Raw genomic sequence first — 13600 nt, 5'->3', positions numbered from 1 at the left:
GCGCGATGTGCTGCGGAGTAGCCTCGAATGAGGCCAACTCCGAAAAGCCGAGGCCACGATGCACGAAATGGCGATAACTCAGAGTGTCGTCGACGCCGTGTGCGAGCATGCGGCGGGCCGACGGGTACACAGCGTCACCGTGGAAGTCGGAGCGCTGTGCGCGATTGTGCCCGAGGCGATGCGGTTCTGCTTCGAGCTGGCGACCGAAGGGACCGAGGCGGACGGTGCGGCGCTCGTCATCCAGACGGTGCCCGGCACCGCGGTCTGCCGGTCTTGCGGCGCCGATTTCGACCTCGCCGACCTGATTCTGCTCTGTCCGTGCGGCAGCGCCGACGTCGAGGTCAGATCCGGGCGGGAGCTTCGAATACGAACGATGGAGGTGAGCGAACCATGTGCGCAACCTGCGGATGCGGCGGCGATTCGGCGGCCATGATCACGGTCCTCCGCGACCAGCCGCACGAGCACGATCAGCACCACCACGAGCACCATCAGGGCCATGGCCACTACCACGAGCACGACGACCCGCACGGCCACGATCACGACCACGCGGACCACGTGCACGTGCCGGTCACCGAGACGGTGACCTTGGAGCAGAAGGTGCTCGCCAAGAACGATCGGCTGGCGCAGCACAACAGAGAACGGCTGCGCCGCAGCGGCATCGTGGCCCTGAACATCACCAGCTCGCCGGGCGCGGGCAAGACGACGCTGCTCGAGCGCACCCTCGGCGATCTGGACGATCGCCCCGTCGCGGTGATCGAAGGCGACCAGGAGACGTTGCTGGACGCCGAGCGCATCAAGGCGACCGGGTGCCGGGTCGTGCAGATCAACACGGGCTCGGGTTGCCATTTGGATGCCGAAATGTTGCGGCACGCGCTGGACGAGCTCGACCCCGCGCCGGGCACGCTGCTGTTCATCGAGAATGTCGGGAACCTGGTGTGCCCCGCGCTGTTCGATTTGGGAGAACTCGCCAAAGTCGTGGTGTTCTCGGTGACCGAGGGCACCGACAAGCCGCTGAAATATCCACACATGTTCGCGGCCGCCGATTTGGTGGTCGTCAACAAAATCGACCTGATTCCCTACGTCGATTTCGATCTCACCCGGTGCGCGGAGTACGCGCACTCGATCAATCCCGGCGTGCCGATTCTGCCGGTGTCCGCGATCACGGGCGAGGGCTTGCCTAGCTGGTACGCGTGGATTTCGGGGCAGTTGTCCCCGCCGTCCGCCTCCCTTGAGGAAGCTACAACCCCCGCCTAGACTGACGTGACGAGTGTCACATTCCGTACGGTCTTACCACTGAGACGTCTGTACGGCGCTCCAGCTTCGAAAGGTGGCATTTGATGCCTACTCAGGAAGCAGTCAAAGCCGAAGATACGTTGATCCACGTTCTCTGGATCAATGCCGGCCTCAGTTGTGACGGTGACTCGGTGGCGCTGACTGCCGCTGCCCAGCCCAGCATCGAGGAGATAGCTCTGGGTGCGCTCCCAGGTCTCCCCAAGGTCGCCGTCCATTGGCCGCTGATCGATTTCGAATGCGGTCCGGCCGGTGGGGCCGACGATTTCCTCGAATGGTTCTTCAAAGCCGACCGCGGCGAACTGGAACCGTTCGTCCTCGTGGTCGAGGGATCGATCCCCAACGAGCAGCTCCACACCGAGGGCTACTGGTGCGGGTTCGGCAACAACCCCGATACCAACCAGCCGATGACGACCAGCGAATGGGTGGATCGCCTCGCCCCGAAGGCCACAGCCGTGGTGGCCGCGGGCACCTGCGCTACCTACGGCGGCATCCACGCGATGGCCGGAAACCCGACGGGTGCGATGGGCGTGCCGGACTATCTCGGGTGGGAGTGGAAGAGCAAGGCCGGTATTCCGATCGTGTGCGTGCCGGGCTGCCCGATCCAACCGGACAACCTCTCCGAGACCCTGACCTACCTGCTCTACATGGCAACGGGCCAGGCGCCGATGATCCCGCTCGACGAAGCGTTGCGGCCCAAGTGGCTGTTCGGCGCGACCGTCCACGAGGGCTGCGATCGCGCCGGGTACTACGAGCAGGGAGATTTCGCCACCGAGTACGGATCGCCGAAGTGCATCGTGAAGCTCGGCTGCTGGGGCCCGGTCGTGAAATGCAATGTGCCCAAACGAGGTTGGATGAGCGGCATCGGCGGATGCCCCAACGTCGGCGGCATCTGCATCGGCTGCACCATGCCCGGTTTCCCGGACAAGTTCATGCCGTTCATGGACGAGCCACCCGGTGGCAAGTTCTCGTCGATGACCTCGGGACTGTACGGATCGGTGATCCGAAGCCTGCGGCACGTCACCGGCCGCACTGTGGACAAGGAGCCGCGCTGGCGACACCGCGGCGAAAAGCTGGAATCCGGCGCGACCCGCACGTGGTAGGAGGACTTCGATGACTCAGATCGTTCCGGAGCCGTCGCACCGCAAGATCGACCCGAACGCCCTCGTCGAGATGGCGTGGGATCCGATCACCCGGATCGTCGGCAGCCTTGGTATCTACACCAAGATCGATTTCGAGAATCAGCAGGTCGTGGAGTGCCACAGCACCTCGTCGATCTTCCGCGGCTACTCCATCTTCATGAAGGGCAAGGACCCGCGCGACGCCCACTTCATCACCAGCCGCATCTGCGGTATCTGCGGTGACAACCACGCCACCTGCTCGTGTTACTGCCAGAACATGGCCTACGGGGTGAAGCCGCCGAACCTCGGCGAGTGGATAGTCAACATGGGCGAGGCCGCCGAATACATGTTCGACCACAACATCTTCCAGGAGAACCTGGTCGGCGTGGACTTCTGCGAGAAAATGGTCTCCGAGACCAACCCCGGCGTGCTGGCCCGCGCCGAGCGCACCGAGGCTCCGCACGCGGACGCGCACGGATACCGGACGATCGCCGACATCATGCGGGCCCTCAACCCGTTCAGCGGTGATTTCTACCGCGAGGCGCTTCAGGTCAGCCGGTACACGCGGGAGATGTTCTGCCTGATGGAAGGCAGGCACGTGCATCCATCGACGCTGTATCCCGGTGGCGTCGGCACCGTCGCCACCATCCAGCTGATGACCGACTACACGACGCGTCTGATGCGCTACGTGGAGTTCATGAAGAAGGCCGTGCCGATGCACGACGATCTGTTCGACTTCTTCTACGAGGCGCTGCCCGGCTACGACAAGGTGGGCCTGCGCCGCACGATGCTCGGGTGCTGGGGTTCGTTCCAGGACCCGGCGGCATGCAACTTCGCGTACAAGGACATGGAGGACTGGGGTCGCAAGATGTTCGTGTCCCCCGGCATCGTGGTGGACGGCAAGCTGCTCACCACCAGCCTGGTCGACATCAACCTCGGCATCCGAATCCTTTTGGGCAGTTCGTATTACGACGACTGGTCCGATCAGGAGATGTTCGTGAAGACCGATCCGCTCGGCAATCCGGTGGATCGGCGCCACCCGTGGAACCAGCACACCAACCCCAAGCCGCAGAAGCGCGACCTGGAGGACAAGTACAGCTGGGTGATGTCACCGCGCTGGTTCGACGGCACCGACCATCTGGCGCTGGACACCGGCGGCGGACCGCTGGCGCGGCTGTGGGTCACGGCGCTGGCCGGGCTGGTCGACATCGGCTACGTGAAGTCGACCGGGCACAGCGTGCAGATCAACCTGCCCAAGACCGCCCTGAAGGGACCGGTCGAGCTCGAATGGAAGATCCCGGCGGCGGGCAGCAACACCATCGAACGCGACCGCGCCCGGACCTACTTCCAGGCCTACGCGGCGGCGTGCGCGCTGCATTTCGCCGAGAAGGCGATCGAGGAGATCCGCGCCGGGAAGACCAAGACCTGGGAGACGTTCGAGGTTCCCGACGAGAGCATCGGCTGCGGTTTCACCGAGGCCGTGCGCGGGGTCCTCTCCCATCACATGGTGATCAGGGACGGCAAGATCGCCAACTACCACCCGTATCCGCCGACGCCGTGGAACGCGAGCCCGCGGGACAGCTTCGGCACGCCGGGGCCGTACGAGGACGCGGTACAGGGCCAGTCGATCTTCGAGGAGAACGACAGGGAGCATTTCAAGGGCATCGACATCATGCGCACCGTGCGCAGTTTCGATCCGTGCCTGCCGTGCGGCGTGCACATGTACCTCGGCAAAGGAAAGACGCTGGAGACGGTGCACTCCCCCACTCAGTCGCTCACCGCGGAGTAGCCGATGACGCGCCCGCGAGAAGAGATGGGCACTGTGAACGGACACGACGGGGCAGCACTCGATGACGCTCGCTGGCGTGACGCAGGCGAGCGCATCGAGACCCTGCTCGAATCGAGCTCCGTGGGCGGCGTCGCGGCCAGGGAGCGGGCCGAGCAACTGGTCCGCGAGGTCGCCGACCTCTACGGCGCGGGCCTGGAGCGCATCATCGACCTGCTCGACGACGCGGCGATCGAACGGCTCACCGGAGACGACCTGGTCGCGAGCCTGCTGTTGGTGCACGGACTGCATCCGCACGACGTGACGACACGGGTGCGCGCCGCGCTCGACAGTGTGCGGCCCTACCTCGGCTCCCATGGTGGCGACGTCGAGCTGCGCGGCATCGAGGACGGTGTCGTGCAACTCGAGTTCGCGGGCAGCTGCCGCAGCTGCCCGTCGTCGTCGGTGACGTTGGAGCTGGCCGTGGAAGACGCGGTGCGCGCCGCGGCGCCGGAGATCACGGCGATCGAAGTGGTCGCGGCCGAACCGGCGTCCGGCTCGGGCGTGATCGCGGCGGAGTCGTTGTTCACGCGCGTGCACAGTCAGCACCAGGGCAGCTGGATCGCCGTGCCCGAGCTCGACGAGATCGGGCCGGGTGAAGTCGGCGGATTCGCGGTGGCCGGGGTCGCGGTGCTGGCCTGCCGGGTCGGTGACGAGCTGTTCGTCTACCGCGACCGGTGTGCGGCCTGCGACGGTTCCATGGCTGGCGCGGCGCTGCATCGCCGCCTCGGCTTCCCCGTGGGCGACGCCGTGCTGCGGTGTCCATCGTGCGGGGCGCATTTCGACGCGGTCCACGCAGGCGCGCGCGTCGACGGCGACGGGCACCTCGAACCGTTGCCGGTGCTGGTGCGATCGGGCGAGCTGTCGGTGGCGATTCCGGCGGAGGTGGCCGGATGACGTCCCCGTTCGGCGTGCTGCGACGTCTCACCGCGCCGCGACCGACTCCGGTCCCGGCCGGTGAGCGTTGCGAGATGTGCGCCGAACCCATTCATGAGCCGCACCAGCACGTGGTGAGCATCGAGGGCAGGCAGCTCATGTGCGTATGCCGCGGCTGCTATCTGCTGTTCACCGACAGCGCGGCGGACCTGCGTTATCGGGCGGTGCCGGATCGCTACCTGGCGTTCCCGGACGTGGTCGTCGACCAAGCGGAGTGGGACGGACTCGAGATCCCGGTCGGACTGGCCTTCTTCTTCCGCAACTCCTCGCTCGGGCGCACCGTCGCCTTCTATCCCGGCCCGGCAGGCGCGACCGAGTCCGAACTTCCGTTGCCGCGGTGGCACGCGATCCTGGAGCGCCACCCGCAGCTCGACGTCGCGGCCGACGATGTCGAGGCGCTGCTGATCCGGATGCCGCACCGCGGCGGTCCCGGCGCCTGTCTGCTGTTGCCCATCGATGCGTGCTACGAGTTCGTCGGCCGGATGCGGCTGCTGTGGCGCGGATTCGACGGCGGCCAAGAGGCGCACCGGTACATCGAGGAGTTCTTCGCCACGATGACGGCGCGGGCGCGAACGGGCGGTGCGCGATGAGCCCGGCCTATTCGATCACCTTCGCCGTGCTCGGCATCAAGCCCGAGCCGTACGCGGTGACGCCGATACTGTCGGCGCGCGTCGGCATCGCGGCGCTGGCCGAGGAGCCCGTGCACGCCATCGCGCTGCGGGCGCAGGTCAGGATCGAACCGCGCCGCCGTTCCTACACCGACGAGGAAGCAGCCGGGCTGACGGACCTCTTCGGCACGCGCGAACGATGGGAGGACACGCAGCGCACCTTTCTCTGGATGCACTGCGCGACAACGATTCCTGGCTTCACCGGGGGCGCGGAAGTGGATCTGCCGATGCAGTGCACCTACGACTTCGAGGTCGCGGGATCGAAGTACCTGCACGCGTTGCGCGACGGCACGGTGCCGCTGCGGTTTCTGTTCAGCGGCACCGTATTCATCAGGGGCGAGGGCGGTTTCGCGGTGCAGCAGGTGCCGTGGGATCGCGAGGACACCTTCGACATGCCGGTCTCGGTGTGGCACGACCTGATGGCCGCGCACTTCCCCAACTCCGACTGGATCCGCTTGTCCCGCGAGACGCTCGACGCCTTGTCGGCCTACAAATCCGAACGCGGCCTGCTCGGCTACGACGACGCGGTGACCAAACTCCTCACGACCGCTCGGGACGCGACATGACCACGGGACGATCTGTCCGGTCCGCGCGCGCAAGGGCACGCGCGGTCGCCGACGCGGTGCTGTACGAGGGATACCTGCTGTACCCGTATCGGGCGAACTCTCGAAAGAACCAGTGCCGCTGGCAATTCGGCGTACTTGGCCCGGAGGGCGCCGCCGAGGCCGGGCTCGGCGAGGACCCGATGCTGCGGGCGCAGTTCCCCGTCGTCGCGGGCGACGCCGCCACGCTCGGCCTCGCCGTCCGGTTCCTGCAATTGCAGCGGCGCACGGTCGAAGACCGGCACGGCAGTCCGGTCGCCGAGCTCGACGTCGACGGCCGCACCTTGGTGAGCTGGGACGAGGGCGTGGAACACGAGATCGACTACGGACCGATGCCGTTGGAGCACACGGTGTTTCGGGTGCACGTCGCGGGCGGTGTCGATGTCGAGGAAGTGCACGATGCCGCGGGCGCTCACGCGGGCAGGCTCGTTCGCACCCGCGAGCCGATCGACGGCCTGCTCGAGCTGTCGGTCGACCACGTGGCGGGCTGCCGCCGCGTGACGATCACGGTGCGCAATATCGCCGCCGCGCCCCGGGACAAGCAGGACGCGCTCGCGTGCTCGTTGCTCGGCGCTCACGTGATCGCGGAGCTGGAGGGCGGCGAGTTCGTGTCCTTGCTGGAGCCCCCGCCGGAAGCGGCCGCGGCCGCCGAGCAGTGCGGCCACCACCGATGCTTCCCGGTCCTCGCCGGGCCGGATGGTGACCGGAGCCTGCTGCTCGTCTCGCCGATCATCCTCTACGACCACCCGCAGATCGCCGAACAGAGCGAGGGTCCGCTGTTCGACTCGACCGAGATCGACGAGATCCTGACGCTGCGCGTGATGACCTTGACCGACGAGGAGAAGGACCAGGCGCGCGCCACCGATCCACTGGCCGCGCGGATCGTCGACCGCTGCGACGCCACCACTCCCGAGCAGCTGGATCGGCTGCACGGGGTGCTGCGCGAGCCCGCGGACCGGCCGCGTGTGCTTCCCGAGGTTCCCGACGGTGTCGACTGGTGGGATCCCTCGGCCGACAACGCCGTCCGACCCGAATCCGACGCCGTCGTCGTCGCGGGCGTGCTGGTGCACCGCGGCAGCCGGGTCCGTCTGCATCCGTCCCGGCGCGCCGACGCCCACGACCTGTTCTACGACGGCGAGACGGCGCGGGTGGTGTCGGTGCACGAAGACGTCGACGGCGACGTGCACGTCGGGGTGGTCATCGACAACGACCCCGCCGCCGACCTGCACGAGTGGTACGGCCGTTACCTCTACTTCGCGCCCGACGAGATCGAGCCGCTGGACAGACCGTCCGAGCAAGACCAACGGAAATGAAAGGAAGGGTCGGCCATGGAAACGGTAGGAGTGATCGCGGTCGTCATCCTCGCGGCGATCGCCGCGGTGTTCGCCCTCATCGGGCTGCGGTCGATACCGGATATCCGGCGGTATCTGAAGATCCGCCACATGTAGCGATCGGGAGGACACATCGACCGGACGAGACTGCCACCGGCGACGTGGGCGCCACCGAAGTCGGTGGCGCGACGGCGCCGACCGGGTAAAGGAGGGGTGAGACGACGAAGGTGCTGGTCGCCGGGATCGGAAACATCTTCCTGAGCGACGACGGATTCGGCCCTGCGGTGGTGCGGCGACTGCCGCCCCACCGTGAGCCGAGCGTGCGCATCACCGACTACGGGATCCGAGGCATGCACCTCGCCTACGACCTGCTCGACGACTGGGACGCGCTGGTGCTCGTCGACGCGCTACCCGATCGGGGCGCTCCCGGCCGGGTCGAGGTGTTCCGCGCCGACGAGACGAACGACCCCCTCACCCAGCTCGACGCCCACGCCATGAACCCCGAGGCCGTGTTCTCGATGGTCAGGACGCTCGGCGGCACGGTGCCACGCACGGTGATCGTCGGCTGCCAGGTCGTCTCGGTGGCGGAGGGGATCGGTCTCACCGATCTGGTCGAGGCGGCGCTCGCGCCCGCGGCCAGCGCCGTCGATTCGGTCGTGGCGGAGCTGCTCGATCGACAGGAGGTGTGACCGATGTGCCTCGGAATTCCGGGCCGGGTCGTGCAACTGGCCGAGGGCTACCACGGTCAGATCGCCCTGGTCGACGTCTCGGGTGAGACGCGCAAAGTGAACATCGGCATGCTCGACGAGGGCTCGGTCGGCGCGGGCGACTGGGTGATCATCCATATGGGTTTCGCGGTCGAGAAGACCGACGAGGCGGGCGCGGCCGAGGCGCTCGCGGGTCTGAACTTGCTCGGGCGCGGGGAGGAGCCGTGATGCGGACCCGGCGGCGGATCCTGGTCCGCGGCGTGGTGCAGGGCGTCGGATTCCGGCCGTTCGTCTATACGACGGCGGCCGAGCTGTCGCTGACCGGCCGCGTGTCCAACGACAGCTCCGGGGTCGTCATCGAGGTCGAGGGCGCCGCACGGGATCTGGACGAGTTCGAGCGCCGCGTCCGCTGGCACCCGCCGCCGCTGGCCGTCGTCGAATCCCTCGAATCGACCGAGACGCCGGTGCGCGGCGGCACCGGTTTCCACATCGCCGACACCACCCGCGACGGCGGCGGACGCACGCTGGCCTCACCGGATGTGGCGATCTGCGCCGAATGCGCCGACGAACTCCGCGATCCGGCCAACCGCCGCTACCGGCACCCCTTCGTGAACTGCACCAACTGCGGCCCCCGATTCACCATCATCGCGAGCCTGCCCTACGACCGCGACCGGACGTCGATGGCCGAGTTCCCCATGTGCGACGCGTGCGCTCGCGAATACGCCGATCCCGCGGATCGTCGTTTCCACGCGCAGCCGATCGCCTGTCCCGGCTGCGGCCCGACCCTCGGCTATACCGGTCCGGGCGCGGGGGAGCCGATCGCCGCGGCACGAGAGTTGTTGCGCCGCGGTGGAATTCTCGCGGTCAAAGGCATCGGCGGATATCACCTGGCCTGCGACGCGGCGAACGAGGACGCCGTGGCCGAGCTGCGCCGCCGGAAGCGGCGCGGCGACAAACCGTTCGCGATCATGGCGCCGGACTTGGCGACCGCGCGCGCGATCGTCGAGGTCGACGACACCGCCGCCGGCTTGCTGACCGGCCCCGCCCGGCCGATCGTCCTGCTGCCGCGCCGCCGGACCGATGCGAAATCACCTGTCTCCGAGGCAATCCCGGCCCCGGCTCCGTCGGTGGCCCCGCGCAATCCCGATCTCGGCGTGATGATCGCCTACTCACCACTGCACCTGCTGTTGTTCGGGCTGCCCGGTGATCCGCCAGGACCGCGGGCATTGGTGATGACCTCGGGAAACCTCGGCGGCGAACCGATCTGCCACGACGACGCCGACGCGCGCGAACGTCTGGTCGGCCTCGCCGACGCGTGGCTGTCGCACAACCGGCGCATCATCGTGCCCTGTGACGATTCGGTGGTGCGGCTGGTCGACGGCGTCGAACTACCCGTGCGCCGCTCGCGCGGATACGCGCCATTACCTCTCGCGTTGCCCGCGCCGATGCCGCCCACCCTCGCGGTCGGCGCCGATCTGAAGAACACCTGCGCGGTGGCCGACGGCCGCTACGCGTGGCTGAGCCAGCACATCGGCGACATGGACGATCTGGCGACGCTGCGCGCGTTCACCGAGGCCGAGCGGCATCTCGAGGAGCTCACCGCCGTGCGGCCGATCCAGCTGGCCGCCGACGCCCATCCACGGTATCGATCCACCGCGTGGGCCGAGCAGCACGCGGACGGGCGTCCGCTACGGACGGTGCAGCACCATCACGCCCACATCGCCGCGGTGATGGGCGAGAACGGTCTCGACCCCGCCGCGACCGTGCTCGGAATCGCCTTCGACGGCACCGGGTTCGGGCCGGACGGGGCGATCTGGGGCGCCGAGGTCCTTGCCGCTGGCTACAAGGGATACCGGCGGCTCGCTCATCTGCGCTACGTCCCCCTCGCCGGTGGCGACCTGAGCGTCCGGCGGCCCTACCGCATGGCCCTGGCGCACTTGCGCGCCGCGGGCATCGACTGGACCGAGGACATCCCCTCGGTGCGTGCGTGCCCGGCCGGGGAGCGAAAGGTGCTGGCGCACCAGTTGGACACCGGTTTCGGATGTGTCCCGACCTCGAGCATGGGCAGGCTCTTCGACGCGGTCTCCTCGCTGGCCGGGGTGCGCCACGAAGTGGATTACGAGGCCCAAGCGGCGATCGAGTTGGAGGGGTTGTCCCGCGGTGCGGATCCCGGAACAGGGCTCTACGAGTTCGCTGTCCCGGCGATCGATGCCCCGCGCGATCGCGGCGTCACCGCGATCGACCCCGCGCCGGTGATCGCCGCGGTCGTGGCCGATGTGCGGGCCGGGGTACCGGCCGATGTCATCGGCGCGCGCTTCCACGCGGCGGTCGCGCGCCTGATTCTGGCCCTCGCCGTCGAATACGGAACGGCGTCGCTGCCGGTCGCCCTGTCGGGCGGGGTGTTCCAGAACGCGCTGCTGTTCTCCGCGACGCGGAGATTGCTGCGGGAGAACGGCTTTCAAGTCCTGTGTCATCGCAGGCTGCCGCCGAACGACGGCGGCCTCGCGTTCGGCCAGCTACTCGCCATCGGAGCGGGATGAGCGGAAGGAGAAGCGACGATGTGCCTGGCGGTTCCCGGAAAGGTGCTCAGCCTGCACGAGCGAGACGGCACGATGATGTCGGTCGTCGACTTCGGCGGCGTGCACAAAGACGTATGCCTGCAATACATACCGGACGCGGCGGTCGGTGACTACGTCGTCGTCCACGTCGGATTCGCGATCCAGCGCCTGGACGAGCAGTCCGCGCTGCAGACCCTGGCCGAATTCGAACACCTCGGTGTGCTCAACGAGGAGTTCGGCGACGGTTTCGCCATCGCCGCGAAGCAGGCCGGAGTCGAGAATCCCGAAACGACCCCACAGCGAGACGATCCGGAGGTGACGTCGTGAAATACCTCGACGAATTCAGCGATCCCCAGCTCGCCAAAGGCCTGCTCGACCGGATACGCGCCGTCACGACCAGACGCTGGTCGATCATGGAGGTCTGTGGCGGACAGACGCATTCGATCATCCGGCACGGGATCGATCAGCTGCTGCCCGACCAGATCGAGATGATCCACGGCCCCGGCTGCCCGGTCTGCGTCACACCGCTCGAGGTGATCGACAAGGCGCTCGAGATCGCCGCGCGGCCGGGCGTGATCTTCTGCTCGTTCGGCGACATGCTGCGCGTGCCCGGCAGTTCCAAGGACCTGTTCCGGGTCAAGAGCGAAGGCGGCGACGTGCGCGTGGTCTACTCACCGCTCGACGCGCTCGAACTGGCTCGCGCGAACCCGGACCGGCAGGTGGTGTTCTTCGGCATCGGCTTCGAGACCACCGCGCCCGCCAACGCCATGACCGTGTATCAGGCCAAACGGCTCGGCGTGCCCAACTTCTCGCTGCTGGTCTCGCACGTGCTGGTGCCACCGGCCATCGCGGCGATCATGGAATCGCCCGCCTGCCGGGTGCAGGCGTTCCTCGCCGCCGGTCACGTGTGCACCGTGATGGGCACCGGCGAGTACCCGCCGCTGGCCGAGAAGTATCGGGTTCCCGTGGTGGTCACCGGTTTCGAACCGCTCGACATCCTGGAGGGCATCCGCCGGACGGTGATCCAGCTGGAGTCCGGGCGGCACGAGGTGGAGAACGCCTATCCGCGCGCGGTGGCCGCGGCGGGCAACCCGGCCGCCAAGGCGATGCTCGAGGACGTCTTCGAGCGCACCGACCGGGCCTGGCGCGGCATCGGCGTCATTCCCGGCAGCGGCTGGCGGCTGTCCGAGCGCTACCGCGAGTACGACGCCGAGCAGCGATTCTCCGTCGACGATCTGCATACCGAGGAATCCTCTATCTGCCGGTCCGGCGAGGTGCTGCAGGGCTTGATCAAGCCGCACGAATGCGCCGCCTTCGGCAAGCAGTGCACGCCACGGAATCCCTTGGGCGCCACCATGGTCTCGTCCGAGGGCGCGTGCGCCGCCTACTACCTGTACCGGCGGCTCGACCTACCCGCGGAGGCCGCTCATGCTTGACGAGACCGAGCCGCCCGCGGCCATCGACATGGACGGCTGGGTCTGTCCGATGCCGCTGCGGGATTCGCCCACCATCGTGATGGGGCACGGCGGAGGCGGGGCGATGTCGGGCGAACTGATCGAGCATCTGTTCCTGCCCGCGTTCGGGTCGGCGGCCGAAGCGGGGTTCGGCGATTCGGCGGTCGTCACGCTCGGCGGCGCCCGGTTGGCGTTCACCACCGATTCGTTCGTGGTGAAGCCGATGGAGTTCCCCGGCGGTTCGATCGGCGAGCTCGCCGTCAACGGCACCGTCAACGACCTGGCGATGTCCGGCGCCAGGCCGATGGTGCTGTCGACCGCGTTCATTCTCGAGGAAGGCACCGCGCTGGCCGACATCGCCCGCATCGCGGCGGCCATGGGCACCGCGGCCCTCGGGGCGGGCGTCAAACTGGTCACCGGCGACACCAAGGTCGTCGACGCGGGCCACGGCGACGGCGTCTACGTCAACACCGCGGGTATCGGGCTGATCGACGACGGAGTCGACATCCGCCCGCAGCGCGCACGGCCCGGCGACGCGGTCCTGGTCAGCGGGGAGATCGGACTGCACGGCGTGGCGGTGCTGAGCTGTCGCGAAGGCTTGGAGTTCGGCACCACGGTGTGCAGCGACACCGCGCCGCTGCACGGCTTGGTCGCGGCGATGCTGGCCACCGGGGCCGACGTGCACGTGCTGCGGGATCCGACGCGCGGCGGGGTGGGCGCGACGCTGAACGAGATCGCGGGGGTGGCGCAGGTCGGCATCTCGTTGGACGAGCGGAAGATCCCTGTCTCCGCGCCGGTTCGCGATGCCTGCGGACTACTCGGCCTGGATCCCCTGTACGTCGCGAACGAGGGCAAACTGATCGCCTTCGTCGCGCCGGAGGACGCCGAGCGGGTCCTCGAGGCCATGCGCGGGCACCCGCTGGGCGGACGCGCCGAGGCGATCGGGGTCTGCGTGGAGGAGCACCCGGGCATGGTGGTCGCCCGCACGGCGCTGGGCGGCACCCGCGTGGTCGACCTCCCGGCCGGCGAGCAGCTGCCGCGAATCTGTTGACATGGGCCATGATCCGGCACCGGTAGCCGAGACGACGGAAGGCGGCGGGCGCACCGG

The 13600-nt window shown here is 68.2% G+C and carries 15 protein-coding genes; all 15 read left to right on the top strand.

Features of this window, described 5'->3' with window-relative positions:
- Positions 1–58: 58 nt before the first annotated feature.
- The 15 genes from ACRWNM_RS31375 (at position 59) to hypE (ending at position 13543) form a co-directional block, all read left to right on the top strand.
- A complete protein-coding gene (locus ACRWNM_RS31375) occupies positions 59–433 on the top strand; it encodes a hydrogenase maturation nickel metallochaperone HypA (RefSeq protein WP_431971755.1) in 375 nt (124 codons plus the stop codon).
- Positions 391–1254 (top strand): hydrogenase nickel incorporation protein HypB, encoded by an 864-nt coding sequence (gene hypB / locus ACRWNM_RS31370; RefSeq protein WP_431971754.1) that lies wholly within the window; start codon positions 391–393, stop codon positions 1252–1254. The genes ACRWNM_RS31375 and hypB overlap by 43 nt, the downstream gene beginning before the upstream one ends.
- 83 nt (positions 1255–1337) lie before the next feature.
- The gene (locus ACRWNM_RS31365; protein WP_431971753.1) at positions 1338–2393 is read left to right on the top strand and encodes a hydrogenase expression protein HypE; all 1056 of its coding nucleotides are present in this window, start codon (positions 1338–1340) and stop codon (positions 2391–2393) included.
- 10 nt (positions 2394–2403) lie between these two features.
- On the top strand, positions 2404–4200 hold the full coding sequence (locus tag ACRWNM_RS31360) for a nickel-dependent hydrogenase large subunit (protein ID WP_431971752.1): 1797 nt from the start codon (positions 2404–2406) through the stop codon (positions 4198–4200).
- A 3-nt stretch (positions 4201–4203) separates the two neighbouring features.
- Entirely contained in the window at positions 4204–5133 is a 930-nt protein-coding gene (locus ACRWNM_RS31355; protein WP_431971751.1) for a NifU family protein, read from the top strand.
- Entirely contained in the window at positions 5130–5762 is a 633-nt protein-coding gene (locus tag ACRWNM_RS31350) for a DUF5947 family protein (RefSeq protein WP_431971750.1), read from the top strand. The genes ACRWNM_RS31355 and ACRWNM_RS31350 overlap by 4 nt, the downstream gene beginning before the upstream one ends.
- Positions 5759–6406 (top strand): DUF6084 family protein, encoded by a 648-nt coding sequence (locus ACRWNM_RS31345; RefSeq protein ID WP_431971749.1) that lies wholly within the window; start codon positions 5759–5761, stop codon positions 6404–6406. The genes ACRWNM_RS31350 and ACRWNM_RS31345 overlap by 4 nt, the downstream gene beginning before the upstream one ends.
- Positions 6403–7755 (top strand): hypothetical protein, encoded by a 1353-nt coding sequence (locus ACRWNM_RS31340; protein ID WP_431971748.1) that lies wholly within the window; start codon positions 6403–6405, stop codon positions 7753–7755. Before ACRWNM_RS31345 ends, ACRWNM_RS31340 begins: the two co-directional genes overlap by 4 nt.
- 15 nt (positions 7756–7770) lie before the next feature.
- The gene (locus ACRWNM_RS31335) at positions 7771–7890 is read left to right on the top strand and encodes a DUF6893 family small protein (RefSeq protein ID WP_431971747.1); all 120 of its coding nucleotides are present in this window, start codon (positions 7771–7773) and stop codon (positions 7888–7890) included.
- 110 nt (positions 7891–8000) lie between these two features.
- On the top strand, positions 8001–8462 hold the full coding sequence (locus ACRWNM_RS31330; protein WP_431971746.1) for a hydrogenase maturation protease: 462 nt from the start codon (positions 8001–8003) through the stop codon (positions 8460–8462).
- Between the two features lie 3 nt (positions 8463–8465).
- A complete protein-coding gene (locus ACRWNM_RS31325; RefSeq protein ID WP_431971745.1) occupies positions 8466–8708 on the top strand; it encodes a HypC/HybG/HupF family hydrogenase formation chaperone in 243 nt (80 codons plus the stop codon).
- A complete protein-coding gene (gene hypF / locus ACRWNM_RS31320) occupies positions 8708–11020 on the top strand; it encodes a carbamoyltransferase HypF (RefSeq protein ID WP_431971744.1) in 2313 nt (770 codons plus the stop codon). Before ACRWNM_RS31325 ends, hypF begins: the two co-directional genes overlap by 1 nt.
- Before the next feature lie 18 nt (positions 11021–11038).
- Positions 11039–11365, top strand: coding sequence for a HypC/HybG/HupF family hydrogenase formation chaperone (locus tag ACRWNM_RS31315; RefSeq protein ID WP_431971743.1), 327 nt, complete (start codon positions 11039–11041; stop codon positions 11363–11365).
- On the top strand, positions 11362–12474 hold the full coding sequence (hypD, locus tag ACRWNM_RS31310; RefSeq protein WP_431971742.1) for a hydrogenase formation protein HypD: 1113 nt from the start codon (positions 11362–11364) through the stop codon (positions 12472–12474). Before ACRWNM_RS31315 ends, hypD begins: the two co-directional genes overlap by 4 nt.
- Positions 12467–13543 (top strand): hydrogenase expression/formation protein HypE, encoded by a 1077-nt coding sequence (gene hypE, locus ACRWNM_RS31305; RefSeq protein ID WP_431971741.1) that lies wholly within the window; start codon positions 12467–12469, stop codon positions 13541–13543. The genes hypD and hypE overlap by 8 nt, the downstream gene beginning before the upstream one ends.
- The last annotated feature ends 57 nt before the right edge of the window (positions 13544–13600 follow it).

It is taken from the genome of Nocardia sp. bgisy134 (genome assembly GCF_965341865.1).
Lineage (GTDB): Bacteria > Actinomycetota > Actinomycetes > Mycobacteriales > Mycobacteriaceae > Nocardia.
Note: the sequence above shows the minus strand (reverse complement) of the source record. Positions and strands in the feature narration are given on the sequence as shown.